Annotated in this window: 30 protein-coding genes; 24 read left to right on the top strand and 6 right to left on the bottom strand. The window is 69.0% G+C overall.

The window, feature by feature from the left end; genetic code table 11:
- Positions 1-83: 83 nt before the first annotated feature.
- Complete coding sequence (locus ACIPV2_RS05010; protein ID WP_400839048.1) at positions 84-1802, bottom strand: FAD-dependent oxidoreductase; 1719 nt, start codon at positions 1800-1802, stop codon at positions 84-86.
- A 100-nt stretch (positions 1803-1902) separates the two neighbouring features.
- Here ACIPV2_RS05010 and ACIPV2_RS05015 point away from each other — a divergent pair, with 100 nt between their 5' ends.
- Positions 1903-2871, top strand: coding sequence for a sugar-binding transcriptional regulator (locus ACIPV2_RS05015; RefSeq protein WP_101186483.1), 969 nt, complete (start codon positions 1903-1905; stop codon positions 2869-2871).
- Positions 2872-2891: 20 nt separating this feature from the next.
- Here the strand turns inward: ACIPV2_RS05015 and ACIPV2_RS05020 are convergent, their stop codons facing one another.
- Positions 2892-4040, bottom strand: coding sequence for a glutamate--cysteine ligase (locus ACIPV2_RS05020; RefSeq protein WP_400839051.1), 1149 nt, complete (start codon positions 4038-4040; stop codon positions 2892-2894).
- Positions 4041-4249: 209 nt separating this feature from the next.
- Here ACIPV2_RS05020 and rpsP point away from each other — a divergent pair, with 209 nt between their 5' ends.
- From rpsP to trmD, 4 genes are read left to right on the top strand one after another with little or no spacing between them, the layout of a single operon-like run.
- Entirely contained in the window at positions 4250-4678 is a 429-nt protein-coding gene (gene rpsP, locus ACIPV2_RS05025) for a 30S ribosomal protein S16 (RefSeq protein WP_101186485.1), read from the top strand.
- 6 nt (positions 4679-4684) lie between these two features.
- Positions 4685-4915, top strand: a complete 231-nt coding sequence (locus tag ACIPV2_RS05030; protein WP_071644715.1) for an RNA-binding protein — start codon at positions 4685-4687, stop codon at positions 4913-4915.
- Between the two features lies 1 nt (position 4916).
- Positions 4917-5480 carry a ribosome maturation factor RimM gene (rimM, locus tag ACIPV2_RS05035; RefSeq protein ID WP_400839054.1) on the top strand — a complete coding sequence of 188 codons (564 nt, stop codon included), beginning with the start codon at positions 4917-4919 and terminating at the stop codon, positions 5478-5480.
- A 16-nt stretch (positions 5481-5496) separates the two neighbouring features.
- Positions 5497-6207 (top strand): tRNA (guanosine(37)-N1)-methyltransferase TrmD, encoded by a 711-nt coding sequence (trmD, locus tag ACIPV2_RS05040; RefSeq protein ID WP_400839056.1) that lies wholly within the window; start codon positions 5497-5499, stop codon positions 6205-6207.
- 12 nt (positions 6208-6219) lie between these two features.
- Here the strand turns inward: trmD and ACIPV2_RS05045 are convergent, their stop codons facing one another.
- Positions 6220-6927 (bottom strand): DedA family protein, encoded by a 708-nt coding sequence (locus tag ACIPV2_RS05045; protein WP_400839058.1) that lies wholly within the window; start codon positions 6925-6927, stop codon positions 6220-6222.
- 124 nt (positions 6928-7051) lie between these two features.
- Positions 7052-7834, bottom strand: a complete 783-nt coding sequence (gene map, locus ACIPV2_RS05050) for a type I methionyl aminopeptidase (RefSeq protein WP_400839060.1) — start codon at positions 7832-7834, stop codon at positions 7052-7054.
- A gap of 101 nt (positions 7835-7935) precedes the next feature.
- On the opposite strand from map, the gene ACIPV2_RS05055 reads away from it, so the two are divergent.
- The 9 genes from ACIPV2_RS05055 (at position 7936) to ACIPV2_RS05095 (ending at position 14972) form a co-directional block, all read left to right on the top strand.
- Positions 7936-8430: an MFS transporter permease gene (locus tag ACIPV2_RS05055; protein WP_400839062.1), complete on the top strand. Its 495-nt coding sequence runs from the start codon at positions 7936-7938 to the stop codon at positions 8428-8430.
- A 173-nt stretch (positions 8431-8603) separates the two neighbouring features.
- Positions 8604-8951 carry a 50S ribosomal protein L19 gene (gene rplS / locus ACIPV2_RS05060; RefSeq protein ID WP_101186950.1) on the top strand — a complete coding sequence of 116 codons (348 nt, stop codon included), beginning with the start codon at positions 8604-8606 and terminating at the stop codon, positions 8949-8951.
- A gap of 117 nt (positions 8952-9068) precedes the next feature.
- Positions 9069-9800, top strand: coding sequence for a signal peptidase I (lepB, locus tag ACIPV2_RS05065; RefSeq protein WP_400839064.1), 732 nt, complete (start codon positions 9069-9071; stop codon positions 9798-9800).
- The gene (locus ACIPV2_RS05070) at positions 9797-10456 is read left to right on the top strand and encodes a ribonuclease HII (protein ID WP_400839066.1); all 660 of its coding nucleotides are present in this window, start codon (positions 9797-9799) and stop codon (positions 10454-10456) included. Before lepB ends, ACIPV2_RS05070 begins: the two co-directional genes overlap by 4 nt.
- Positions 10457-10499: 43 nt before the next feature.
- Complete coding sequence (locus tag ACIPV2_RS05075) at positions 10500-10826, top strand: DUF2469 family protein (protein WP_101186491.1); 327 nt, start codon at positions 10500-10502, stop codon at positions 10824-10826.
- 92 nt (positions 10827-10918) lie between these two features.
- Entirely contained in the window at positions 10919-11281 is a 363-nt protein-coding gene (locus ACIPV2_RS05080) for a YraN family protein (protein ID WP_400839068.1), read from the top strand.
- Complete coding sequence (locus ACIPV2_RS05085) at positions 11278-12807, top strand: YifB family Mg chelatase-like AAA ATPase (RefSeq protein WP_400839070.1); 1530 nt, start codon at positions 11278-11280, stop codon at positions 12805-12807. The genes ACIPV2_RS05080 and ACIPV2_RS05085 overlap by 4 nt, the downstream gene beginning before the upstream one ends.
- Positions 12804-13979: a DNA-processing protein DprA gene (gene dprA, locus ACIPV2_RS05090; RefSeq protein WP_400839072.1), complete on the top strand. Its 1176-nt coding sequence runs from the start codon at positions 12804-12806 to the stop codon at positions 13977-13979. The genes ACIPV2_RS05085 and dprA overlap by 4 nt, the downstream gene beginning before the upstream one ends.
- Positions 13980-14069: 90 nt before the next feature.
- Positions 14070-14972, top strand: a complete 903-nt coding sequence (locus ACIPV2_RS05095; protein WP_400839074.1) for a tyrosine-type recombinase/integrase — start codon at positions 14070-14072, stop codon at positions 14970-14972.
- Between the two features lie 24 nt (positions 14973-14996).
- On the opposite strand, the gene ACIPV2_RS05100 is transcribed toward ACIPV2_RS05095, so the two are convergent.
- The gene (locus ACIPV2_RS05100) at positions 14997-15491 is read right to left on the bottom strand and encodes a murein hydrolase activator EnvC family protein (RefSeq protein ID WP_400839076.1); all 495 of its coding nucleotides are present in this window, start codon (positions 15489-15491) and stop codon (positions 14997-14999) included.
- A 298-nt stretch (positions 15492-15789) separates the two neighbouring features.
- Here ACIPV2_RS05100 and rpsB point away from each other — a divergent pair, with 298 nt between their 5' ends.
- From rpsB to ACIPV2_RS05140, 8 genes are all read left to right on the top strand, one after another.
- Positions 15790-16680 (top strand): 30S ribosomal protein S2, encoded by an 891-nt coding sequence (rpsB, locus tag ACIPV2_RS05105; RefSeq protein ID WP_400839078.1) that lies wholly within the window; start codon positions 15790-15792, stop codon positions 16678-16680.
- Between the two features lie 42 nt (positions 16681-16722).
- Positions 16723-17550: a translation elongation factor Ts gene (gene tsf / locus ACIPV2_RS05110; RefSeq protein ID WP_101186497.1), complete on the top strand. Its 828-nt coding sequence runs from the start codon at positions 16723-16725 to the stop codon at positions 17548-17550.
- Between the two features lie 90 nt (positions 17551-17640).
- Entirely contained in the window at positions 17641-18357 is a 717-nt protein-coding gene (gene pyrH / locus ACIPV2_RS05115; protein WP_400839081.1) for a UMP kinase, read from the top strand.
- A gap of 75 nt (positions 18358-18432) precedes the next feature.
- Positions 18433-18987: a ribosome recycling factor gene (gene frr / locus ACIPV2_RS05120; protein ID WP_400839083.1), complete on the top strand. Its 555-nt coding sequence runs from the start codon at positions 18433-18435 to the stop codon at positions 18985-18987.
- A 4-nt stretch (positions 18988-18991) separates the two neighbouring features.
- Positions 18992-20152: a phosphatidate cytidylyltransferase gene (locus tag ACIPV2_RS05125; RefSeq protein WP_400839085.1), complete on the top strand. Its 1161-nt coding sequence runs from the start codon at positions 18992-18994 to the stop codon at positions 20150-20152.
- Positions 20152-20724, top strand: coding sequence for a DivIVA domain-containing protein (locus ACIPV2_RS05130; RefSeq protein WP_400839087.1), 573 nt, complete (start codon positions 20152-20154; stop codon positions 20722-20724). Before ACIPV2_RS05125 ends, ACIPV2_RS05130 begins: the two co-directional genes overlap by 1 nt.
- A gap of 60 nt (positions 20725-20784) precedes the next feature.
- Positions 20785-21453 carry a transglycosylase SLT domain-containing protein gene (locus ACIPV2_RS05135; RefSeq protein ID WP_400839089.1) on the top strand — a complete coding sequence of 223 codons (669 nt, stop codon included), beginning with the start codon at positions 20785-20787 and terminating at the stop codon, positions 21451-21453.
- Positions 21454-21462: 9 nt separating this feature from the next.
- On the top strand, positions 21463-21750 hold the full coding sequence (locus tag ACIPV2_RS05140) for a hypothetical protein (RefSeq protein WP_400839091.1): 288 nt from the start codon (positions 21463-21465) through the stop codon (positions 21748-21750).
- 15 nt (positions 21751-21765) lie between these two features.
- On the opposite strand, the gene ACIPV2_RS05145 is transcribed toward ACIPV2_RS05140, so the two are convergent.
- Positions 21766-22845, bottom strand: a complete 1080-nt coding sequence (locus ACIPV2_RS05145) for an AI-2E family transporter (protein ID WP_400839093.1) — start codon at positions 22843-22845, stop codon at positions 21766-21768.
- Positions 22846-23027: 182 nt separating this feature from the next.
- Here ACIPV2_RS05145 and ACIPV2_RS05150 point away from each other — a divergent pair, with 182 nt between their 5' ends.
- Both ACIPV2_RS05150 and ACIPV2_RS05155 read left to right on the top strand, forming a co-directional pair.
- Entirely contained in the window at positions 23028-24911 is a 1884-nt protein-coding gene (locus tag ACIPV2_RS05150) for a glycosyl transferase (protein WP_400839095.1), read from the top strand.
- Positions 24908-25852 (top strand): tetratricopeptide repeat protein, encoded by a 945-nt coding sequence (locus tag ACIPV2_RS05155; protein ID WP_400839097.1) that lies wholly within the window; start codon positions 24908-24910, stop codon positions 25850-25852. The genes ACIPV2_RS05150 and ACIPV2_RS05155 overlap by 4 nt, the downstream gene beginning before the upstream one ends.
- Positions 25853-25889: the final 37 nt, after the last annotated feature.

Genomic DNA, 25889 nt, shown 5'->3' on the forward strand with positions numbered 1-25889 from the left:
CATTGACCTTTCGTGCGCACGCGCTCTCCCCAAGCGCGTGCAATGAGTGAATTCATGTCGTGAGGAGTACGACGGTGGGTCCTTCAGCCGTTCTGGTGGGAGGGAAGTGCAGGAAGCTCGAGCCCGTGCCGTTCGTTGAGCAGGGCGCGCGTGTCCTCGAGTTCGGCCGCGCGACGCTCTGCATCCCACTCGAGCAGGGGAGCCATGGCATCCGCCAGCTCGACGAGCATCTCACCGGTGACGTCGCCGGTGAACGCGAGGCTGGTGCGGCGCAGGATGACATCCTGCAGCCGGACGGCGTGCTCGCGCTCGATCATCCAGGCCAGCTCTCGTGTCGAGAGCTCGCCGTCGGCGAGCGGCGCATCATCGCCCTCGCGGATGAACTGCCACACGTCTGCCGCGCGCGTGCCGTAGCGGGTGAGGAGGCGCTCGGCGCGATCTCCCGCTCCGGGGAGGTTCTTCTCGAGCCAGCTGTGCCGGGCACGTGCGGTGCGCGGGAAACCCTGTCCTCCGCCGATCGCGCGACCGAGCGTCGACACACGACGACCGCGGTTGATCAGTCCGAGCACGACGTCCGAGAGCGACTCGCCCAGGGCGCGGAAGGTGGTCCACTTGCCGCCGACGAGGCTGACCAGCGGCACCTCTCCGCCGCGGTCGACCTCGACGCGGTAGTCGCGCGAGACGAAGCCGGGAGCGGTGTCCTCGTGGCGGGGGAGCGGACGGATGCCCGAGAAGGTGTACACGATCTGATCGCGAGAGACGGCGATCGACGGGAACACGTGATGGATCAGCTCGAAGAAGTAGTCGATCTCCTCATCCGTGCACACCGGAACCTCGCGCGGATCGGCGTCGATGTCGGTCGTGCCGACGAGCACGCGACCCTTGAGCGGGTAGATGAGCACGATGCGTCCGTCGGAGTGCTCGAAGAAGATCTCCCTGCCGGCGGTCGCGTCGAGCAGCTCCGGGTGGTCCAGCACGATGTGCGAGCCCTTGGTGCCGCCCATGAAGCGGGTCTCCTCGCCGAGAGCGTCGTTCGTGAGGTCGGTCCACGGTCCGGATGCGTTCACGACGACATCGGCTGACACCGTGAACTCAGTGCCGGTCTCGAGATCGCGCAGCAGCACGCCGTCACCCGTGCGTCCGACGGCCTCGACGTAGTTGAGCGCCACGGCACCCGAGTGCGCGGCCAGACCGTCCTGCAGCACGTCGAGCGCGAGGCGCTCGGGGTCGTGCATGGACGCGTCGTAGTAGGTGGCGGTGTACTTGATCTTCGGATCGAGCGAGGGCAGCTCCGCCAGCGAGCGCTTGCGTCCGAGGAAGCGGTGGCGAGGGACGACCCCGCCATCGCGAGAGAAGGTGTCGTAGATCGTGAGCCCGACCTTGATCAGGAAGGCTCCGCGCTCCTGCGGCTTTCCGCTGCGGTGCGTGAGGAAGCGCAGGGGAGCGGAGAGGATGCCCGAGAAGGTCGAGTAGATCGGGATCGTGGTCTGCAGCGGTTTGACGTAGTGCGGCGCGATCTTGAGCAGTCCGTTGCGCTCCTGGACGGATTCGCGCACGAGGCGGAACTCGCCGTTCTCGAGGTAGCGGATGCCGCCGTGGATCATGTGACTCGATGCCGAAGAGGCGCCGGACGCGAAGTCGCCGCGCTCCACGAGCATGACGTCCACGCCCTGCAGGGCGAGATCACGGAAAGCGGCGATGCCGTTGATCCCGGCACCGATGATGAGAACCGTGGTGCGTCCTGATTCGCGCACCGCTTCGACCTGCTGGCGCTCGCGTGATGAGTGCGTCGACTCGATCATCTTCGACCTCCCTCTTCTCTGGATGCTCCCAGCATCGACCTGAAGCGCGCTACGTGCAACCCCGATGCACATATGTGCAAGAATCGCGGCGGAGGATGTCATGGCCACCGACACCGCACGCGACCGCAAGCTCATCGCCGCGCTGACCGCGGCGCAGCTGTATTACATGCAGGACCAGACCATGGACGTCATCGCCCGCGAGCTCGCCACGTCCCGATCGTCGGTTTCGCGGCTGCTGCGATTCGCTCGCGAGGTCGGTCTGGTCGACATCCGCATCCACTCGCCCCTGGAGCGGTTGGGGATGCTCGAGCAGCGGCTCAACGACCGGCACGGCATCACCGCGCACATCGCCCCGATCCCGGAGCGGGTGAGCGAGGTGGAGCGACTCGAGCGCGTGGCGCTCACCGCCGGGCGCCTGCTCTCGCAGTTCATCGAGTCCAACATGGTCGCGGGCGTGGCCTGGGGTTCCACGATCAGCGCGGTCAGCCGCTCGCTGACCCCCAAGGAGACCCACGGAACGACCTTCGTGCAGCTCAACGGCGCCGGCAACACGCAGACGAGCGGGCTGGAGTACTCCAGCGACATCCTGCAGCGCTTCGGTCACGCGTTCGGCGCCCAGGTCGAGCAGTTCCCCGTCCCCGCCTTCTTCGACAGCCCCGACACGCGTGAGGCCATGTGGCGCGAGCGCAGCACCCGGCGGGTGCTGGCCTTCCAGGCGAAGATGGACATCGCCGTGTTCGGCCTGGGCTCGCCCGAGGCCGACGTGCCCAGCCGCGTCTACGTCGGCGGCTACCTCGGACGCGACGACTATCGCAGTCTGAAGGAGGACGCCGTCATCGGCGACGTGGCGACCGTGTTCTTCCGGGCGGACGGCAGCTGGCGGGACGTGCGGCTCAACGCACGTTCGACCGGGCCCGGACTCGACCGGCTGAGACGCGTGCCCCGCCGGGTGTGCGTCGTCTCGGGTGCGGCGAAGCTCGGCTCGCTGAAGGCCGCGATCGGCGCGGGTCTCATCACCGATGTCGTGCTCGACGATTCCCTTGCTCGCCGACTGCTCGACAGCGACTGATCGAGAGTGCGGGGCGACGCTCAGCCGGCGACCGAGCGCTCAGGACCTGCCCGGAACTCTCGGATCAGGTGCTGGACGACCTGCCGGAGATCCCCGTTCGCCGCATCCGCCGCCGCGAGCTGACGCGAATAGCTCGCACCCTGGTCGACGATCGTGCGCACGCCCTGCAACTCGTCCGTGCAGCGCAGATCAGCGGCGATCGGCATGAGATCCTCGACGACTGCAGTGATGTGCTCGCGCACCGGAACCTGCGATCCCGCGCGGTCGACGATCACCCTGGCATCCAGGCCGTACCGGGCCGCCCGCCACTTGTTCTCCCGATGGAACCAGGGCTGAAGCGTCGGCAGCTGCCTGCCCTCGTCGAGCTCACGGGAGAAGAACTCCACGAGTGCCTGGGTCAGTGCGGCGACGGATGCCAGTTCACTCAGCGTCGACATGCCGTCGCACGCGCGCACCTCGATCGTGCCCCACTTCGGCGCCGGACGGATGTCCCATCGGATCTCGGACGGGTCCTCCATCACCCCGGTGCGGGTCATGTCGTCGACGAAGGTCTCGAACTCCTGCCAGTTGGAGATGGACCAGGGGAGCCCCGCGGTCGGCAGCTGCTGGAACACCAGGGCCCGGTTCGAGGCGTAGCCGGTCCGCTCACCGGCCCAGTAGGGACTCGAGGCGGACAGCGCCTGAAGGTGGGGGAGAAACCCCGCCAGGGCGCCCATGATCGGCAGTACCTTCGCCCGATCGTCCACACCGACATGCACGTGGATGCCCCAGATCATCATGTTGCGGCCCCACCACTGGGTGCGCTCGATGAGCTTGTGATAGCGGTTCTTGTCGGTCACGCGCTGATCGAACCACTGCGCGAAAGGGTGGCTGCCGGCCGACAGCAGCTCGATTCCCGCGGGGTCGGTGGAGCGGCGCACGGCCGCGATGGCGGCGGCGACGTCGTCGACCGCGTCGGCGACCGTGGCGCCCACACCGCTGGTCACCTCGATGGTGTTCGTGAGGAGCTCGCCGGTGACGGTGTGCCGTTCCGGGGCGCTCTGCCGCTCGAGACGGGTCAGCAGCTCGGGCGCGCGGCCCACGAGATCTCCCGTGGCCGGATCGGCGAGCATGACCTCCCACTCCAGCCCGACGGTCGAGCGGACGGAGGAGGCGAATTCGATCGGCACGCGCACAGTCTGACACGGTGCGCCGACGCGCCCCACAACCCGTGACGTGTCGTTTCGCGGACTGCGCCCGAATCTGGCAGAATAGAGGGTCGGACGGCTGCTCGACCCTCTATCCAGCATCCGTCACCCCTTTCAGAGCTTCCGCCGGATGTGCACCCCACTCTCCAGGCGACCGGTTCATCTTTCTTTCCACACCATTCAGGAGAATCGTGGCTGTCAAGATCCGTCTCAAGCGCATGGGCAAGATCCGTGCACCGCACTACCGCATCGTCGTCGCCGACTCGCGCACCAAGCGCGACGGTCGCGTGATCGAGGAGATCGGTCAGTACCACCCCACCGAGCACCCTTCGGTGATCACGGTCGACTCCGAGCGTGCGCAGTACTGGCTGTCGGTCGGCGCGCAGCCGACCGAGCAGGTCGCCGCGCTGCTGAAGCTGACCGGTGACTGGGGCAAGTTCAAGGGCGACAAGGATGCGAAGTCCACCGTCCAGGTCGCGGAGCCGAAGGCGCCGTTCGAGATCGACTCCGCCAAGAAGTCGGTCATCAAGCCCAAGGCCGAGAAGAAGGCCGAGGAGGCCCCGGCCGACGCTCCTGCCGACGCGGAGGCCGCTGAGGCTCCCGCCGCCGACGCAGAGTAATCCGCTGTGCTCGCCGCCGCGCTCGAACACGTCGTCAAGGGGATCGTCGATCACCCGGACGATGTCCGCATCACCGCATCCGCGTCGCCCCGTGGCGACCTCCTCGAGGTGCACGTGCACCCGGATGACCGTGGTCGCGTGATCGGGCGCGGCGGCCGCACCGCCAAGGCGCTGCGCACGCTCATCTCCGCCCTCGCCGACGGACGTCGTGTCCGCGTCGACGTCGCGGACGACTGACGTGGCCGCCGAGAAGAACCAGCTCCGCGTCGGCCGTCTGCTCAAGGCACACGGACTCAAGGGCGCGCTGAAGCTCGAGCTGTACACCGACAACCCGGAGCGGCGCTTCGTTCCCGGGGCCGAGTTCACGCTGCAGGTCCCGGAGGCCTCCACCTGGCACGGCAAGACCGTCACCATCCGGGAATACCGCGAGATGAACGGCAACTCCGTCGTCTTCCTCGACGGCGTCGAAGACCGCACCGCGGCCGAGTCGCTGGTACGGGCGATCCTCTGGATGGACGAGGACGACGAGGTCGAGGACGACGCGTGGTACGCGCACCAGCTCGTCGGTCTCGACGTGGTGCGCGACGACGTCGTCGTCGGTCGCGTCGCGCGGGTCGAGCACCTCCCCGCGCAGGATCTGCTGATCGTGAAGACCGAGTCGGGCGAGGTGATGGTCCCGTTCGTCGAGGCCATCGTGCCGACCGTCGATGTCGCCGCCGGCCGTGTCATCGTCACGCCGCCCGCCGGGCTCTTCGAGGAGCTGCCGGCAGCGGACCCGGGCGACGACGCGCCATCAGAGTGAGCCGCGGCGTCCACCGATGAGAATCGACGTCGTCTCGATCTTCCCCTCGTACTTCGACGGGCTCACCCTCTCCCTGCTCGGGAAGGCCCGGGACTCGGGCATCCTCGATCTCGACGTCCACGACCTCCGGGACTGGACCTCCGATCGGCACCGCACCGTCGACGACACCCCGTACGGCGGCGGCGCCGGCATGGTGATGAAACCGGAGCCCTGGGGCCTCGCGCTGGATCAGCTCGCGGATTCGCAAAGCGGGCCCCTGAGCTCGTCGAAGGGCCGGCCGACCATCATCTTCCCCTCGCCCGCGGGCGAGGTCTTCACGCAGGCGACCGCTCGCGAGCTCGCCACCCGGGAGCATCTGATCTTCGGCTGCGGGCGCTATGAGGGCATCGACGAGCGCGTCTTCGAGTACGCCGCCGACCTCGGCGAGGTGCGCCTGATCAGCCTCGGCGATTACGTGCTCAACGGGGGAGAGGTCGCCGTGATGGCGATGGTGGAGGCGATCGGCCGCCTCATCCCGGGCGTGGTCGGCAACCCCGAGAGCCTGGTCGAGGAATCGCACGAGGACGGCCTGCTGGAGTACCCGTCCTACACGAAGCCGTCGGTGTGGCGCGATCGCGAGGTTCCGCCGATCCTGCTCAGCGGCAATCACGGCGCGATCGCCGGGTGGCGTCACGAGCAGCAGCTGGAGCGCACCCGCGTGCGCCGTCCCGACCTGCTCTCCGACTGAGCGCTCGAGCGGTCAGCGGCCGGAGGACACCGGCACCTCACCGGTGGGTGCGTCGCTCGCCTCCGGCGTCGCGCCGGGCCTGCGCTTCGCCCGAATCGAGCGGATGCGCACGGCCGCGAGCACGACGAGCGTCACCGCCACGACGATGATGACGACGTTCTGAACCACGTCGACGTACTGCTCGACGATGTGCCAGCCCGAGCCGAGGAACCAGCCGCAGAGGATGAACGCGGTGTTCCAGATCAGGCTGCCGGCCGCCGTCAGCGCACCGAAGCGCCACAGCGGCATGCGCGCGACACCGGCCGGTATCGAGATGAGGCTGCGGAAGATGGGGACGAACCTGCCGAAGAAGACCGCCTTTCCGCCGTGACGGTGGAACCACGCGACCGTGCGGTCGACGTCGGACACGTCGATGAGGGGGAGGCGACGCGCGACGCGTCGCAGGCGATCCAGGCCCAGCCACGCGCCGAGCCCGTAGAGGGCGAGCGCGCCGACCAGCGATCCCGCTGTGGTCCACGCGACGGCCTCCCACAGGCCGAAGGAGCCGTCGTGAGCGGCGATCCCCGCCATCGGGAGGATCGCCTCACTCGGCAGGGGCGGGAACAGGTTCTCGAGCGCGATCGCGATGCCCGCGCCGATCGGACCGATCGTGTCCATCAGGCTGATCACCGCGTCGATGAGCGTGCCCAGCCAGGAGGTGTCGGTCGTGGAGGTCGTCATCGTGCGGCGCATCCCTCGGGTCGTCGGGCGGTGTCGGAGCCGAGCCTAGGGCGTTCTGCATGCGAGAGGTCTGGGAGCACCGGCCCGGCCGCGGACGCGCCGCCGTCGCCGAGGAGTTCTCCGGTCAGTCGACGCCGAGGAAGCTGCGATCCGTCAGCACGATCGGCCCGTCCTTCGTGACGGCGACGGTGTGCTCGGAGTGCGAGCCGCGGGATCCGTCTGCGCTGCGCAGCGTCCATCCGTCGTCATCGGTGACGAGCTCGTCGGTCGTGGCGAGGAACCACGGCTCGAGCGCGAAGACGAGGCCCTCGCGCAGCGGGAATCCCCGCCCAGCGCGGCCGTCGTTCGGCACATGCGGGTCGCCGTGCATGATGCGGCCGACGCCGTGGCCGCCGAAGTCGGTGTTGATCGAGTAGCCCTCGCCGTGCGCGACCGCGGCGATGGATGCCGAGATGTCGCCGATCCGGTTGCCGATGACGGCGGCGGCGATGGCGGCGTCGAGAGCGCGCTCGGTGGTGTCGATGAGCCGCAGATCCTCCTCGCGCGGCGTGCCGACCACGAACGACACCGCCGAGTCGGCGACCCATCCGTCGAGGGAGACCGCGAAGTCGAGCGAGACCAGATCGCCGTCGCGCAGCGCGTAGTCGTGCGGGAGTCCGTGCAGCACGGCATCGTTCACCGAGGTGCAGATGACCTTGCCGAACGGCCCACGACCGAATGAGGGGGCGTAGTCGATGTAGCAGGACTCGGCGCCGGCTCGCCGGATCAGGTCGTGCGCTCTGGCGTCGATGGCGAGCAGGTTCGTCCCCACCTTCGTCTCATCGCGCAGCGTCGCCAGGGTCTCGGCGACGAAGCGGCCGGCGGCGCGCATCTCGTCGATCTCGGCGGGGGTGCGCAGTTCGATCATGGTGTTCCTCTCGTCAGCATCCATTCTCCCCGATGCGCACCCTGCCGATGCCCACAGCGAACACCTGCCGGCGGCGGCGGGTGTGGACGTACCATCGGAGCATGGACCTGCGACGGCTGTTCTTCCGCTGGCTGCTGCCGGCATCGCTCGCCCTTCCGGCGTGGATGCTGATCGGCTGGGCGATCTTCGGGCAGAGCGGCTGGGCGCTGCTCTGGGTGCTGCTGATGGCGGTCCCCGGTGTCCTCGTCACCCAGCTCGTGCTGACCCTGCTGACGCGCTCGCGTCCGTCGGTGCGTGCCGAGCGCGCCGTGTCGTGGCTGGACGTCGCCGGCTTCGCCGTGTGGCACGTCCTGACCATCCTCGTCGGCTTCTTCATCGACGGCGCCTTCCCCTGGCTGCTCGCAGCCGCCATCGTGGCAGCGATCGGCCTCTTCTGGATGCAGGTCTGGCAGCTCTGGAACGAGGCTCGCGGTGCCGGAGCACGCCTGCGGGAGACGCTGACGTGGTCGACGATCGCTCCGCAGCAGCGCAGTGATCGCGCTTCGGACGAGCCGGGCGTCGTCATCATCGAGGAGTCCCGTTCGAGGGATCTCTGAGGGCGCGCTCGAGTGGCGCGGGGCCGCGCTTCATGGCAGAATAGATGTTTGTGCCGTGACCCGGTTCTGCCTCAGGGGAACCCGCGGACGCATCGCGCGCCGCTCGGCACACACCCGTTCTCATCCCTTTGATTCATGCACCCGACCTGTGGCGAGTGCAGAGAGAGACGATCATGCAGATCCTCGACGCCGTCGATGCGGCTTCGCTCCGTTCCGACATTCCTGTCTTCCACCCCGGTGACACCGTCAAGGTGCACGTGAACATCACCGAGGGTGCCCGCTCGCGTATCCAGGTGTTCCAGGGCGTCGTCATCGGCCGTCAGGGCGATGGTGTGCGCGAGACCTTCACGGTCCGCAAGATCAGCTTCCAGGTGGGCGTCGAGCGCACCTTCCCGGTGCACTCGCCGGTGATCGACCACATCGAGGTCGTCACCCGCGGTGACGTGCGTCGCGCGAAGCTGTACTACCTGCGCAACCTGCGCGGCAAGAAGGCCAAGATCAAGGAGAAGCGCGACAACTGACGCGCCGCATCCTTGCCACAGAACCCCGGGACACTCGTCCCGGGGTTCTGTCGTTCGGTCGCGGGTGTGCGACGCTTGTACTGCCGCGTGCGCGGTGAGTCGATGAAGAGGAATCACATGACATCCGATGCCCCCGCGGCAGTCCAGCCACCGCAGCGGCGTCGGGGTGCACTGGTCTTCCTGCGCGATGTGCTGGTCATCATCCTCATCGCGGCGCTGGTGTCGTTCGTGGTCAAGACCTTCGTCGTGCGCTCGTTCTACATCCCGTCGGGATCGATGGAGCGCACGCTGCTCGTCAACGACCGCATCCTCGTCGACGAGCTCACGCCGCGCTGGAGCGGATACGACCGCGGAGACGTGGTGGTGTTCAAGGATCCCGGCGGCTGGCTGCCGGCGGCTCCGCAGACACCGGCACGACCCCCGCTCGTCGAGGCGGTCGACTGGGCGCTCACCTTCGTGGGCATCTCGACCACAGATGCCCAGGACCACCTGGTCAAGCGCGTGATCGGCATGCCGGGAGACCACGTGGTCTGCTGCAATGCCCTGGGGCAGATCACGGTGAACGGCTCTCCGATCAACGAGCTCGGGTACCTCAACCTCCCCGAGGGCGACACGGCCGCCTCGAACGTCGAGTTCGACGTCACCGTGCCCGAGGATCGCATCTGGGTGATGGGCGACAACCGCGACCGCTCGCAGGACTCCCGCGCGCACCAGGAGCTGCCCGGAGGCGGCTTCGTGCCCCTCGAGAACGTCGTGGGACGTGCCTTCCTCACCACCTGGCCGCTGGACCGGTTCGGGTCCGTCGACACGCACGACGAGGTGTTCCGCGCCGTGCCCGCACCGGAATGACGGTGGTCGCGCCGACGCTCACGCTCGAGCGCCGTCTGCTCAAGGAGTTCGACCTCATCATCGCCCTGGACGAGGTCGGCAGGGGAGCACTCGCGGGTCCCGTCGCCGTCGGGGCTGCGGTGATGGATGCCGCCGGCTCTCGTCGGCGCGTGCTCGACGGGCTGCGCGATTCGAAGATGATCACCGAGAAGCGCCGCCCCGAGATGGCCGAGCGCGCCCAGGCCTGGGTGCCGGTGTCCGCGGTCGGCTGGGCCAGTGCGGCGGAGATCGACGAGGTGGGCATCATGGGCGCCCTGGGCCTTGCGGCATCGCGCGCGGTGCAGGCGGTCGTCGACGCCGGGGCGAGCCTCGAGCGCACCCTCGTGATCCTCGACGGCAACCACGACTACGTGTCCCGGGTGCACCCGGTGCCGCTCACCGTGCGCACGATCATCAAGGGCGACCGCGACTGCGCCTCCGTCTCGGCGGCGTCCGTGATCGCGAAGGTCGCGCGTGACACGCACATGGCCGCGCTGCATCCCGAGCATCCCGACTACCAGTGGGAGCGCAACAAGGGCTACGCGAGCCCGGAGCATCGGCAGGCGATCCGCGAACGCGGTCTGTCACCGCTGCACCGATCGTCGTGGGCGATCGCAGACGCGCCGACGCTGTTCTGAGGAATCCGCATCGGAGGCCGTCTGCTCGTAGGATGGAGACATCATGGATGAGGATGCCTTCGACGACTACGACCGCGAACTCGAACTCGCGCTGTTCCGCGAGTACCGCGACGTCGTCGGCCAGTTCCAGTACGTGGTCGAGACCGAGCGCAGGTTCTATCTCGCGAACGAGGTGAACGTCGTCCGTCGCGACACCGAGCACGACTTCTACTTCGAGATCTCGATGAGCGACGTCTGGGTGTGGGACATCTACCGCGCCGATCGCTTCGTCAAGGCCGTGCGTGTGCTCACCTTCAAGGACGTGAACGTCGAAGAGCTGCAGCGCCGGGAATTCGAACTGCCCGAGGAGCTGTCGCTCGACGGCAAGTGACGATCATCCCCAAACCGGGGATGTCGGTGAGTTCTTCACAATCACTGTGAACGCCGAGCGCCGAGGTCGGTGCTGCCGCGCAGGCTGTCGTCATGGCAGCGAAAGACGACTTCGGGCGAGCGGGCGAGGAGCGGGCGGCGCAGCATCTGAGCGCCTGCGGCTACGAGATCCTCGAGCGCAACTGGCGGTGTGCGCAGGGCGAGATCGACATCATCGCCGTCCGAGACGGTCTGCTCTGCATGATCGAGGTGAAGACCCGGCGCTCGGAGCGCTTCGGGCATCCGTTCGAGGCCGTCGACGAACGCAAGCATCAGCGCCTCTGGCGCCTGGCTTTCGCCTGGGCGCGATCCCACCCCGAGCTGTCCAGGGGGCGGCGCATCAGGATCGAGATCATCGGCCTGACCGGTCCGGATGCCCGTGACGCACGACTCGAGCATCTCGAGGATCTGCGGTGAGCACCGCGCGCACGTGGGCGGTCGCTCTGACCGGAGTGGATGGCCACATGGTCGAGGTGGAGGCCGACCTCAGCAACCAGACCCCGGGCTTCCAGATCATCGGTCTGCCCGACAAGGCTCTGGGAGAGGCCGCGCAGCGGGTGCGCAACGCCTGCGTGAACGCGGGACTCGACTTCCCGCGCCGGCGGCTCACCGTGAACCTGTCGCCCGCGAACCTGCCGAAGGCGGGGAGCGGCTTCGATCTGAGCGTCGCGGTGGCGACGCTGGCGACCGGGGGAGCGCTGCGACGGGATTCGGTGCGCTCCACGGTGCACATCGGCGAGCTGGGCCTCGACGGCAGGCTGCGCCCTGTTCCGGGCGTGCTGCCGGCCGTCTACGCTGCCGCGCGTGCTGGTTTCACTCGAGTGATCGTGCCGCACGCCAACGCCACCGAAGCCCGGCTCGTGCCTGGCGTCGAGGTGCACGCTGCGGTGTCGCTCGCCGAGGTCGCGGTTGCGCACGGCGCCGACATCGAGGTCGACGATGCCGAGCCCGTCCGGCTGCCCGCCCGTGCTGATCGCGCAGATGAGAGTCTGGACCTCGCCGATGTGATCGGGCAGGACGAGGCGGTCGACGCGCTGATCACCGCTGCAGCCGGCGGTCACCACATGATGCTCAGCGGTCCTCCCGGTGCAGGCAAGACCATGCTGGCGCGACGCCTGCCGGGGATCCTCCCGTCGCTGACCGAGCCCGAAGCACTCGAGGTCGCGGCGATCCGATCGCTCACGGGCGAGGCGGTCACCCGGCTCGACGCGCTGCCCCCGTTCGAGGCTCCTCACCACACGGCGTCGGCTGCCGCTCTGGTCGGCGGCGGCTCACGCGTGCCCCGGCCCGGCGCCATCGTGCGCGCGCACCGTGGCGTGCTCTTCCTCGATGAGACGCCGGAGTTCCAGCGGGCGGCGCTCGACGCGCTGCGCCAGCCGCTGGAGTCGGGACGCATCGAGATAGTGCGGGCAGGCTTCGCCGCCAGCTTCCCCGCGCAGTTCCAGCTGATCCTCGCCATGAATCCCTGCCCCTGCGGCAACTACGGCGTCCGGGGAGCCGAGTGCACCTGCCCGCCGACGGCCATTCGCCGCTACGCGGGGCGGCTGTCGGGGCCACTGCGCGATCGCGTCGACATCGACCTGCAGGTGATGCGCGTCGCGGCATCCCGGGCGACGTCAGGTGAGCGCTCGGGGATGTCGACCGACGAGGCGCGCGATCGAGTCGCGTGCGCTCGGGCGGCGGCAGCGGAGCGATGGCGTGCCAGCCCCTGGCGCGTGAACGGCCAGGTGCCGGGGGAGCGGCTCCGTCAGGGCGCGCTGCGCCTTCCACCGGCGGTGCGGGCGCCGCTGGATCGCGCGCTGGAGCGAGGGGCGGTCACGTTGCGCGCGTACGACCGGGTGCTGCGGATCGCGTGGACCCTCAGCGACCTCGCCGGCCTCTCCTCGCCCGGCGCTGATCAGCTCGGGCACGCGCTGTTCCTCAAGAAAGGGCTCCTGGCATGATCGCCAACGGACTCGAACTGATCGATGACCCAGAGGTGCGCTCGAGCGCTCGCCTGCTGCGGCCCGATGCCGACCCGGCCGAGGTCGCTGCGCGGGTCGCGTGGTCGGTGCTCATCGAGCCGGGAGACGGGGTCGCCGGCGCTCTGCTTGAGAGGCTGGGCGCCGTGGAGGCACTGCGCGCCACGTTCGGGGAGACGAGCCTCATGCCGCCCGGAGTCACAGCGGCACGGCCTCTCGCGGACGCGCTGGCACGATGGCGGCCGCGCGCGAGCGCTCGCGCCGTGCGGGATGCCCTCGTCTCGGCGCACAGCGTGGGAGCGCGCCTGCTGCTTCCCGGCGATGAGCTCTGGCCGGAGGGCCTCGGCGACCTCGAGGTGCATCAGCCCGTGCTGCTGTGGGCGCGGGGCGACGTGCGCGTGCTGGGCGCCGAGACCGCTGCGGCGATCGTCGGCGCGAGGGCCGCCACGGGGTACGGCGAGAACGTCGCCGCGGAACTGGCCGGAGACCTCGCAGCCGATGGGACCCTGGTCGTCTCGGGGGGCGCCTACGGGATCGACGGGGCGGCGCACCGCGCGGCGCTGGGCGTCGGCGGGGCGACGGCCGCGTTCCTCGCCGGCGGCGTCGACCGCGCCTACCCGATCGGGCATCAGCAGCTGTTCGACAGGATCAGGCAGTCCGGCGTCGTGCTCAGCGAGGTGCCCTGCGGGTCGGCGCCGACGAAGTGGCGCTTCCTCGCCCGCAACAGGCTCATCGCGGCCTCGACCCTCGCGACGGTGGTCGTCGAGGCGGGCTGGCGCAGCGGCACGCTCAACACCGCGGGGCACGCATCGTCGCTGGCACGTCCGATCGGCGCGGTCCCGGGGCCGATCACCTCTGCAGCGTCGGCGGGATGCCATCGGCTGCTGCGGGAGTACGACGCCGTGTGCGTCACGAGCGCGCAGGAGGTCAGGGAGCTGTGGGGAGAGACCGATGCCACAGCTGCCGCACCCGCTGCGCCGGATCATGACCGCACGCGGCTGTTCGATGCGATGAGCACGCGCACCGCACGGGAGACGGCGGACATCGCACGCCGCAGTGGCCTCTCCATCGAGCGGGTGCGCTCGCTCCTCGGCATGGTCGGCCTGGAGGGCGGAGTCGTTGAGCGCGACGGCGGGTGGATCCGCACCCAGTGACGACCCTCCGGCGCGGCACCGCACGAACGGCAGTGGCGGCACTGCGGCGCGGCAGTCGGCGACGCAGCGAGGGAGCGGCATGCTGGAGAGGTGAGGTATGCGGACGCGGTGACATCCTTCACGTCGTATCTCGATCGAGTGCGACGGCTGTCACCTGCCACCGTGCGGGCCTACCGGTCCGATCTCGCCGACCTCGGCGCAGTGGTCGAAGACGCCGACCTCCGCGAGATCGACCTCGAGATGCTGCGCGATTGGCTGTGGCGGGCCACGCAGCGAGGAGATGCGCGATCGACCCTCGCACGACGCGCCGCCGCTGCTCGGTCGTTCTTCGGATGGGCGCACGAGAGCGACCTCATCGCCGTTGATCCCAGTCTCCGCCTGGTCACGCCGAAACGTGCGAAAACCCTTCCCGTCGTCGCCTCCAAGGAGGGGATGCGCGAGCTGCTCGACCAGCATCGTGCGGCAGCGGCCGAGGGCGACCCCATCACTCTTCGCGACCACGCGATGCTCGAGGCGCTGTACGGCAGCGGCATGCGCGTCTCGGAGCTGTGCGGCATCGACATCGACGACGTGGACATGCACCGTCGCACCGTGCGCGTGCTGGGCAAGGGCGCCAAGGAGCGAGTGGTTCCGTTCGGGGCACCCGCAGCCGAGGCCATCGGCGCCTATCTCACCCGGGGGCGCCCGGCGCTGATCACCCGCGCCGAGAACGCGACGCCTGCGCTGTTCCTCGGTGCGCGCGGCTCGCGTATCGGCTCGCGCACCGTCTACGCGCTCGTCGCCCGCGTGCTCGGCCCTGTCGTCGGTGCCGACCACGTCGGTCCGCACGCGCTCAGGCATTCCGCCGCCACCCACCTACTCGATGGCGGAGCAGACCTGCGTGCCGTGCAGGAGATCCTCGGGCACGCCAGCCTAGGAACGACGCAGATCTACACGCATGTGTCGGCCGAGCGGCTGCTCGCCGGGTACCGCCTCGCCCATCCGCGCGCATGACCCGCCGGCAGCCGGGCGCCGCGGTCATCCCTCGCAGCAGGGGAGCAGGATCGCCCGCGGCACCTCGCCGAACAGCGGCAGTGGATTGATGTAGCGGCCGTCGAGTCGCACGCCGACATGCAACGTGCCGCGCTTCGCGTGACCGCCGGTGGCCACCGTCCCGATCAGGTCCCCGGTGGCGACCACATCTCCTGGCGACAGTGTCGGCGACACGGGTTCCCATGTGCTCACGCGACCGCCGCCGTGGTCGATCGTGATCAGCGGACGGTCGACCACGGTGCCCGAGAACGCCACCACGCCAGCGGCGGGCGCGATGACGTCCGCGCCCGCAGCCGCGGCGACATCCATCCCCCGATGACCTGCGCCGTAATCGTGCACGGGAGCGCGGAAGGGCTCCACCACCGACCGCGCACCGCTCACCGGCCACACCCAGGCACCTTCGACGTCGGCCGGCCCGCTCGCGACGCTGCCGCTGGAGAGGGCGAGCGAGAGGACGAGGGCGATGAAGCGGGCGGCCATCGTCCCACCCTGGTCCATCTCGCCTCATCTCCAGGCGCGGGATGCCGAGGACCGGGGATAAGCGGCCGATCGCCCCGCCTGTGCAGGGCGTTGGCGCTGAGCCCGATCCTGTACACTGGGGGAGCACCTCGAAATCGAGGTGACTACGCGTGCCCACAGCGACTCAGGTCGTGGCATCCACTCCCACAGGTCCCGCTTCTCCGAGCGGGCGGGTGTGCGCCGGGCACCAGGATTGCCGGTCGATCGATCGGCGAGATCAACCTCAACGACGCGACAGCGTCAGAACAAGGAGACGACCATGGCTGTGGTCACCATCCGCCAGCTGCTCGACAGCGGCGTGCACTTCGGACACCAGACCCGCCGGTGGAACCCGAAGGTGAAGCGCTTCATCCTGACCGAGCGCTCGGGCATCCACATCATCGACCTGCAGCAGTCGCTGGCATACATCGACCAGGCGTACGACTTCGTCAAGGAGACCGTCGCACGCGGCGGCACCATCCTCTTCGTCGGCACCAAGAAGCAGGCGCAGGAAGTCCTCGCCGAGCAGGCCGACCGCGTGGGCCAGCCCTATGTCAACCAGCGCTGGCTGGGTGGCCTCCTCACCAACTTCTCCACGATCGCGAAGCGTCTCGCTCGCATGAAGGAGCTCGAGGAGCTCGACTACGAGAACCCCGCCGCCTCGGGCTTCACCAAGAAGGAGCTCCTGCTCAAGAAGCGCGAGCTCGACAAGCTGCACAAGTCGCTCGGTGGAATCCGCAACCTGTCGAAGACCCCTTCGGCCCTGTGGGTCGTCGACGCCAAGCGCGAGCACCTTGCCATCGACGAGGCCAAGAAGCTCGGCATCCCCGTGATCGGCATCCTCGACACGAACGCCGACCCGGACGACTTCCAGTACCCGATCCCCGGCAACGACGACGCGATCCGCTCCGTCTCGCTGCTGACGCGCATCGTCGCCGACGCCGCAGCCGAGGGCCTGCAGCAGAAGCACAACCCCGACGCCGGCGACGCTGAGCCGCTCGCCGAGTGGGAGCGCGAGCTGCTCGAGGGCGGCGAGGCTCCTGCCGCTGAGGCTGCTGAGGCTCCCGCTGCTGAGGCCGCCGAGGCTCCCGCCGCCGCTGAGGCTGCTGAGGCTCCTGCCGCCGACGAGGCCGCCGCTGAGGCTCCCGCCGCCGAGGCAGACGCCAAGTAAGTCCCCCCACACGTTCAGATTCGAAGCAAGGAGCCACCACACATGGCCAACTTCACCATCGCCGACATCAAGGCGCTGCGCGAGCAGCTCGGCACCGGAATGGTCGACACCAAGAAGGCGCTCGAAGAGGCTGGCGGAGACGTCGAGAAGGCGACCGAGATCCTTCGACTCAAGGGCGCGAAGGGCAACGCGAAGCGTGCCGACCGCTCAACCAGCGAGGGCCTCGTCGTCGCTCGCGAGACCGACGGCGCTGTGACGCTGATCGAGCTCGCGTGCGAGACCGACTTCGTCGCGAAGAACGAGCGCTTCATCACGCTCGCCGAGAAGGTCGCCGACGCCGTCGCGGCCGTCTCCGCCGACTCCGTCGAGGCAGCGCTCGCTGCTCCGGCCGGCGAGCAGACCGTCGAGCAGCTGATCTCGGACGAGGCGGCGATCATCGGCGAGAAGGTCGAACTGCGTCGCGTGCGCACCGTCACCGGAGACGCCGTCTCGGTGTACCTGCACCGCACCAGCAAGGACCTTCCCCCGCAGATCGGTGTCGTCGTCGCGTACAGCGGCTCGGACGCCGAGACCGCTCGCAGCATCGCGCAGCACATCTCGTTCGCGAACCCGTCGTACCTCTCCCGCGAGGACGTCCCGGCCGCCGAGGTCGAGAAGGAGCGCGAGATCGTCACCGAGATCTCCCGCAACGAGGGCAAGCCCGAGGCCGCTCTGCCGAAGATCGTCGAGGGTCGCGTCACCGCTTACTTCAAGCAGGTCGCGCTTCTCGAACAGGACTATGCGAAGGACAACAAGCTGTCCGTGGCCCAGGTCGCGAAGGATGCCGGTATCACCGTCACCGACTTCGCGCGCTTCAAGGTCGGCGCGTAACAATCCCCAGGGGGTTCGGATCTGAGATCCGGACCCCCTTCTTCATGCCCAGAAGGCACTATCTTGAATCGGGACGAGAGGAACCCATCCATGACCGAAGGCACCGGACGCCGACGCGTCCTCCTGAAGCTCTCCGGCGAAGCGTTCGGCGGAGGCCAGCTCGGCGTCAACCCCGACATCGTCGGCCAGATCGCCCGTGAAATCGCGGCAGCCGTCGACCGTGTCGAGATCGCGATCGTCGTCGGCGGCGGGAACTTCTTCCGGGGCGCGGAGCTCAGCCAGCGCGGCATGGACCGCGGTCGCGCCGACTACATGGGCATGCTCGGCACCGTCATGAACGCCCTCGCACTGCAGGACTTCCTCGAGCAGGCAGGCGCCGCGACGCGCGTGCAGTCCGCGATCTCGATGACGCAGGTCGCCGAGCCGTACATCCCGCTCCGCGCGGAGCGCCACATGGAGAAGGGCCGCGTCATCATCTTCGGCGCCGGCGCAGGCCTGCCGTACTTCTCCACCGACACCGTCGCCGCCCAGCGCGCTCTCGAGATCGGCGCAGACGAGGTGCTGGTCGCCAAGAACGGTGTCGACGCCATCTACACCGCCGACCCGAACAAGGATGCCAGCGCCGAGCGCATCGAGCGCGTCACCTACCGCGACGCCCTGCAGCGCGGACTCAAGGTCGTCGACTCCACCGCTTTCAGCCTGTGCATGGACAACAACATGGACATGCGCGTGTTCGGCATGGAGCCTGCGGGCAACGTCACGAAGGCGCTGCTCGGCGAGCCCATCGGCACGCTCGTCACACCCTGACCGCCCCGTCGCTCAGGGTTCTGCGGCAGATCGCCGGATAGAATCGTTCGAAAACCACGACTTGAAGGAGCACCCGTGATCGCGGACGTCCTCGCAGATACCACCGCACGCATGACCCGCGCGGTCGACGCCGCCAAGGAGGACTTCGCCACGGTCCGCACCGGTCGCGCGAACCCCCAGCTCTTCCAGAAGCTGATGGTCGACTACTACGGCTCCCCGACGCCCATCGCGCAGCTGGCCTCGATGGCGAACCCCGAGGCGCGCACGCTGATCGTCACCCCGTACGACAAGAGCGCGCTGCGAGCCATCGAGCAGGCCATTCGCGACATGCCGAACCTTGGAGCCAACCCGACGAACGACGGCAACATCGTCCGCGTGACGATGCCCGAGCTGACCGAGGAGCGCCGCAAGGAGTACGTCAAGCTGGTGCGCTCGAAGGGCGAGGACGCCAAGGTGCAGGTGCGCGGCATCCGCCGCAAGGCCAAGGATCAGCTCGACGGGCTCAAGAACGAGGTCGGCGAGGACGAGATCGCTCGTGGGGAGAAGGAGCTCGACGCACTGACCCGCCAGTACGTCGACGCGATCGACGACGCGCTCAAGCGCAAAGAGGCAGAGCTGCTCGAGGTCTGACGGCATGGCAGGCGACAGCGATCCCGGCGAACAGCCGCTCACGCGGCGAGAGGCCCGACACGGCGATGCTCCCGCTGACGGCGATGCGTCGGCGCGCCCGGCTTCCGGCGACAGCGTCGGCGGATCCGACTCGGAGCGGGCTCTCTCGGATTCGGCGTTCCCGGCGTTCGATGCCGGGCGCATCCCGCCGCGTCCGCCGATGCCGGCCGCCGACGGCGTGGAGTCGCATGCGCTTCGCGAGCAGTGGCGCGCCAGGCGCGGAGAGTTCGAATCGCACGTCACGCAGGCCCGCGAGCAGTTCGACCAGGCCAACGAGCGGATCAAGCAGCGCACGGGCCGCGATCTGATCGTGGCCATCCTGATCGGCGTCGCGTTCGGTGCCGTTCTGGTCGCCTCCCTGCTCTTCATCAAATGGCTGTTCCTGCCGATCGCGATCGCGGCCGGCCTGCTCGGCACCTACGAGCTCTCCCGTGCTCTTCGGGCGGGCGGTCGGAGGGTGGATGTCGCGCCGCAGCTGGTCGCGGGCGCGGCGGTGCTGCTGACCGGCCCGTTCGCCGCACTGTGGCTGAGCTGGGTCGTGCTCATCGTGGCCGTCGCCTTCGTCAGCGTGTGGCGGATGATCGGGCAGATGATCGCCGCAGACGGTCGCACCTACGGTGCCGTGCTCGCCGATGTCGTGGTCGGGGCGTTCGTGCAGGTGTACGTGCCGTTCCTGACCTCTGTGGCGCTCATGCTGCTGAGCCGCGAGAACGGCGAGTGGTGGGTGCTGGGCTTCATCGCCGTCGCCGTCGCCGCCGACACGTGCGCGTACGCTGCGGGGCTCGCGTTCGGCAAGCATCCGATGGCGCCGCGGATCAGCCCGAAGAAGACCTGGGAGGGCTTCGGCGGTGCGGTCGTCGGGTCGCTCGCGGTCGGCGTGCTCCTCGCGATCTTCCTGCTCGAGCTTCCCTGGTGGTGCGGTCTGATCTTCGGGGCGGCGATCCTCATCTGCGCCACGCTGGGCGATCTGGGCGAATCGATGCTCAAGCGCGACCTCGGCATCAAGGACATGAGCTCCTGGCTTCCGGGGCATGGCGGCCTGCTCGACCGTCTCGACAGCATCCTGCCCTCCACTGTTCCCGCCCTCGCGCTGTACTACCTCCTCACCCCTCTGATCGGATCCTGATGACTGAGTCAGACCTCGAGGCGTTTACGGCGCCGCCGGCCTTCCCCCTGACGACCGGCAGGCAGCGCGGCTATCACCGCACAGCCGTCGACAGCTTCCTCGACTCCGCTCGAGCGGCGTTCGAGGAATCGCGCACCGATTTCGGTGCAGACGACGTGCGTGCGGCATCCTTCCCGCTGGTCAGGGGAGGGTACGTCATCGCCGATGTCGACGCCGCACTCGCCCGCGTGGAGGATGCCTTCGCCCAGCGCGCTCGAGAGCGGGCCATCGGCCGCGTCGGCGTGGATGCCTGGGTGGCGCAGGCGCGTGAGGACGCGCAGCAGGTGCTCGATCACCTCACCCGGCCCCGGAGGAAGCGGTTCGCTCGCACGAGCATCCTGACCTTCGGCTACCGCCTGGATGAGGTCGACCACGTCGGCGACCGCATCGCGGCCTTCCTGCGCGACGGCGATCCGCTCGACGTCGATCAGGTGCGAGCCGCCGCCTTCCGCATGCAGCGCGGCGGGTATCGGGAAGAGCAGGTGGATGCCCTTCTCGACGCCACGGTCGAAGTCCTCCTCTCCGTCCGCTGACCCGTTCTCGGTGAGTTCTCATGGATGTGGTGCCGAGGTGTGCGTAGACTGTTGGCCATCGTGACTCCCGATAACGAATTGATCTCGAACGTGACGCGCCCGAACGCCTCGCGTACGAAGAAGACGAACAAGACGCGCCACCGCGCCAGCGCTGTGCTGGCCGGGCTCGCGGTCGTCGGCATCTCCGCGGCCATGATGGCACCGAGCGGTGTCGCCGTCGCCGAGCCCCAGCCGACCGACACGCCCGTGACGGCATTCTCGCTGGCTGCCGCCGACACGCAGAGCATCACGGTCTCCGTCGAAGGTGCAGACATCGCCCCCGTCACGCGCAACGGCTTCGAGGTGTACGTCAAGCCGAAGCCCACCCCGCCTCCGGCGCCCAAGCCGGCTGCCAAGCCCGCGGAAGCCGCTCCGAAGAGCAGCGCGCCCTCGACGCCTGCCTACACGGGCGGCGGCTCCAAGGAGGAGTGGATGTCGGCTGCCGGGATCGCGAGCAGCGACTGGCCGTACGTCGACTACATCGTCTCCAAGGAGAGCGGCTGGAACCCGAACGCGACCAACAAGTCGTCCGGCGCGTGCGGGCTGGTGCAGGCGCTGCCCTGCAGCAAGGTTCCCGGCAACGGCTACAACCCGGTCGACAACCTCCGCTGGGGGAACGGCTACGCGGTGGGACGCTACGGAAGCTGGGCCGGAGCGTACAACTTCTGGTCGCGCAACCACTGGTGGTGAGCGGGCACCATGCCACGCTCCCGTCGACGCCGGCCTGAGCGCGCCGCATCCGGTGATTCCTTCGACCGGCTCCTCGCGGGCTGGAAGCGCACGGAGACCCGGCGTGGCCGGGAATGGACCGTGCAGCCGATCTCGGCCGGCCAGGCCCTCAAGGACTACCGGTGCCCCGGCTGCGCGGGCATCATCCCTCCCGGCACGGCGCACGTCGTCGTGTGGCGTGCGGACGGCGTGATGGGCGAGAGCGCGGATCTCGCCGCCCGGCGGCACTGGCACTCGCACTGCTGGCGCGTCGCCTGAGGGCGGAGCTCCGGCTCAGCGCTCGTTCATGCGGGGGATCAGCACCTGCCGGTAGATGATCAGCACGCTCGCGGCGACCGGAATCGCGATCAGCGCACCGAGGAGTCCGAGCAGCGCCCCGCCTGACAGCGCGGCGATGACGACGACCGCTCCGGGGACCGACACCGCGCGGCTCATGATGCGCGGTGCGATGAAGTAGGCCTCGACCTGCATGTAGATGAGGTAGTAGATGGCCGCCGCCAGAGCGGTGCCAGGCGATCCGACGCCGGGAAGCAGACACGCCAGCACGATGATCGTCGAGCCGGTGAGCGTACCGACGAGCGGGATGAGGGAGAAGAAGAAGGCGACGACGGCGAGCACCGCGGTGAACGGCGCGTCGATGATCGACAGGTAAACCATGCTCAGGATGCCGTTGATGACACCGAGCGAGACCTGCCCCATCACGTAGTGGCCGACGGAATCGGTGATCTGGTCTGCGATGTCGATGAAGCGCTCGCGCTTGGAGGCGGGCACCAGCTGGTAGACGGCGCCCTTCAGCGAGGGGGTCGAGGCCGTCATGTAGATCGTGAGGATCAGCACGATGAACGCGCCGAACGCGCCGGTCAGCACTGCACCGCCGACGACCCAGACGCCCTCGCCGATCGTGGTGCTCCACTGGGTCACGCTCTTGGTCCACTCCTCGGAGGCGATCCAGCTGTTGATGTAGTCGAAGACGAGATTGACCTCGAGGTTGGGGAACGCGTCGGTGAGCCACGCCTTGACGTCGCTCACGGTCTGCTCGCCGTTGACGAAGAGCGGTGTGATGCGCGTCACCAGCTGCGTGATCTGATCGGTCACGACGGGCAGCACGATCAGGACGACAGCGGCGAAGACGCCCAGCACGGCAAGGATGGTGAGAAGCACGGCGGCCCAGCGGGGGAGACCGCGGCGCTCGAGGGAGGTGACCAGCGGGTCGAGTCCCAGGCTCAGGAACAGGGCCGTGCCGATGTAGAGGATGATCGTCGACAGGGCCTGCACGCCGGTGAGCAGCAGGAGGCCCAGACCCACGCCGAGCGTCGCCACCAGCGCGGTGCGAAAGGGACTGTGAATCTTCATGGCTCTCCTGGTCGACCTGCGAAGATCCTAGTTGCTGCTTGCGGCGGGTCCTCGGCGACGGGCCGCAGCGGGTGATACCGCCGCCCGCGCATGCCGCTTCGTGGGCAATGCCCAGGTGCTTTCGCTAGTCTAAAACGTCGAGCGGACTGCGGCGGATGCCCGGTCGCGTAAGGAGTTGATTCGTGCGTTTCGTATGGGCCGTCGTGGCCTTCGTGCTGGCCACGGTTCTCATCGGAGCCGGGATCGCCCAGCGCACCATCTTCATGGGGCCCACCGAGCAGAGGATGGCGCTGTCGGTCGACGAGCCGCAGCCGTATCTGCTCGTCGATGCGGACGTGCTCGCCGCCCACCCCGGGCTTCAGAAGCTGCTCGTGCGCGGCGAGGGCGAGATCTTCGTGGCGTACGGCCGGACCGCCGATGCCGAGGCATGGCTGTCGGACACGAGTTACACGAGTGTCACGCTCGGGAAGGACGACGAGCCGGTCAGCAGGACCGTCGCGCCTCAGCAGCCGCCGGCCGGAGGAGGCGAGACCTCGGGCCGCAACCCGGCAGGCTCCGATCTCTGGCTCGATTCGTATGCCGAGGAGGACACCCTCGTGACCGAGATGCAGCTGACGCCGGGGCACAGCGTGCTCATCTCGCGCGACGGCATCGAGCCGGCTCCCGACGAGGTGCTCGTGAGCTGGGGACTCGACACCCGCACCCCTCTGGCGGGTCCGCTGATGACGGCCGGCGGTGTCCTTCTGCTCGCAGGTCTCGTGCTCTACATCCTGGCGATCCGCCACCAGCGTCGCGGCCGCGGACCGCTGCGCAAGGGGCCGGGTCCGCTGCCCGAGACGCAGCCGATCGAGATGCAGGGCACTCCGCGGCGCGCGGCGATCGAACAGGGGTCCGGGGATGCCGCTGATCTTGACCGCACAGCGACCGGGCGGATCGACGCTCCCTCTGCAGACTCCGAGGGGGAGGAGCGGTCGCCCGGGCAGGCGCATCGCATTGCGCTGCGGCGCCGCCTCGCACTGGGTCTGCCCGCGCTGACGCTGACCGCCGTGCTCGCGACCGGCTGCTCGGCGGAGTCCTGGCCGGAGTTCGGCGCGGAGACCCCGACGCCGACCCCGACGCCGACGGTGGTGACCCCCGAGGATCAGAAGCCGCCGGTGGTCACGAAGAAGCAGGGCCAGCGCATCGTCTCCGAGATCGCCCAGGTCGTGCAGCAGGCCGACGAAGAACTCGACATCGCTCGCGCCGAGACGCGTATCGCCGGGGCCGCTCTCGAAGGCCGGCGCACCGAGTACACGCTCCGCGAGAAGATCGCCGAGCGCACGCAAGCACTGACGTCGCCGCGGGACAAGGTCAAGATCCTTCTGCCGGAGGCGACGGACAGCTGGCCGCGCTCGGTGCTCGCGCTGACCGTCTCCGAGAAGGACGACACCGCGGCGCCCGTGCTGCTGACGATGACGCAGGACGATCCCTGGTCGAACTACCGCATCTCCGAGATGGCCGACATGCCCGCCGCCTCCGAATTCCCCGACGTCGCGCCGGCGTGGCTCGGCACCACCCGCATCCCCGCCGAGTCTCCGTTCCTGGCGCTTCCGCCCGAGCAGGTGGCGGACGCCTTCTCGGACTTCGTCGACAACGGCGACAAGAGCGAGTTCGCCGGGCGTTTCGACGCCACCGCCGAGAAGCTGGCGCAGAGCGTCCGCGACAGCCGTACCGCCGTCCTCACCGGGCTCAAGGAGAAGCAGGCCGACACCACCTCCACGGTCGCGTTCGACATGAAGGCACCGGAGGAGACGCCGCTCTCCCTGGCCACGCTGGGCAGCGGAGCGGTGGTGGCTGTGCGTGTCGATGACATCGAGACGATCACCGCGACCTCGGCCGATGCGGTGATCCGGATCGGCGAGAATCAGGAGGCGAGCGCGCTGACCGGCGTGAAGGAGTCCGCCAAGGGCTTCACCACGATCTACGGCATCCAGCTCTTCTTCTCCGTGCCCGCACAGGGCTCGAAGGAGCAGATCCGTCTGCTCGCGTACCATCAGGACCTCCTCAGCGTGAAGGTGAACCAGTGACCGAGATCTCCGCTGCCGCTTTGCGCGGCGCAGTCGACCTGTCCTCTCTGCGCAACCGGCCAGCCGGCGCCCAGGACCCCAAGGGAGCCGCGGCCCCGAGTGCGCCGGTCGATGGGGCGCCCGATGTGGTCGTCGATGTCACCGATCAGTCGTTCGGCGAGATCCTCGAGCTCTCGCGCTCGGTCCCCGTCGTCGTCGACCTCTGGGCGGAGTGGTGCGGGCCGTGCAAGCAGCTCAGCCCCATCATCGAGAAGGTGACCCGCGAGCAGCACGGGCGCGTCGTGCTCGCCAAGGTCGATGTCGACGCCAACCCTCAGGTCGCACAGGCATTCCGCGCGCAGTCGATCCCCATGGTCGTCGCCCTGATCGGCGGACAGCCCGTGCCGATGTTCACGGGCGCCGTCCCTGAGGAGCAGGTGCGCGAGGTCTTCGCCCGCCTGCTCGAGGTCGCCGCGCAGAACGGCGTCACCGGATCGGTGCCCGTGGGCGACGACGGCGCCCCGGCCCCCGAGGACGAGTCCGCACCGCTGCCGCCTCTGCACGCCGAGGCGTTCGAGGCGATCGAGGCGGGGGACTACGCGCGCGCGATCACCGCGTACGAGAAGGCCCTCGCCGAGAACCCGCGCGATGACGACGCGAAGGCGGGGCTGGGTCAGGTGCGGCTGCTGCACCGCGTGCAGGGCCTCGACCTGCAGCAGGTCCGCGCCGCGGCTGCTGCTGCGCCGATGGACATCGACGCGCAGTTCCAGGTCGCCGACCTCGACCTCGCCGGCGGCCATGTCGACGACGCGTTCAGCAGACTGCTCGAGCTGTTCAGTGCGGCCGACGCCGGCAGCCGCACGCGCATCCGCGAGCGGCTGGTCGAGCTGTTCGAGCTGATCGGTCCCGCTGACCCGCGCGTGACGTCGGCGCGCACGAGGCTCACCTCGCTGCTCTTCTGACCCGGCCCCCTCATTCGACGACGAGCGCCCGACCCCC

It is taken from the genome of Microbacterium sp. NPDC089987, from assembly GCF_044748505.1.
In the GTDB taxonomy this organism is placed as follows: Bacteria; Actinomycetota; Actinomycetes; order Actinomycetales; family Microbacteriaceae; genus Microbacterium.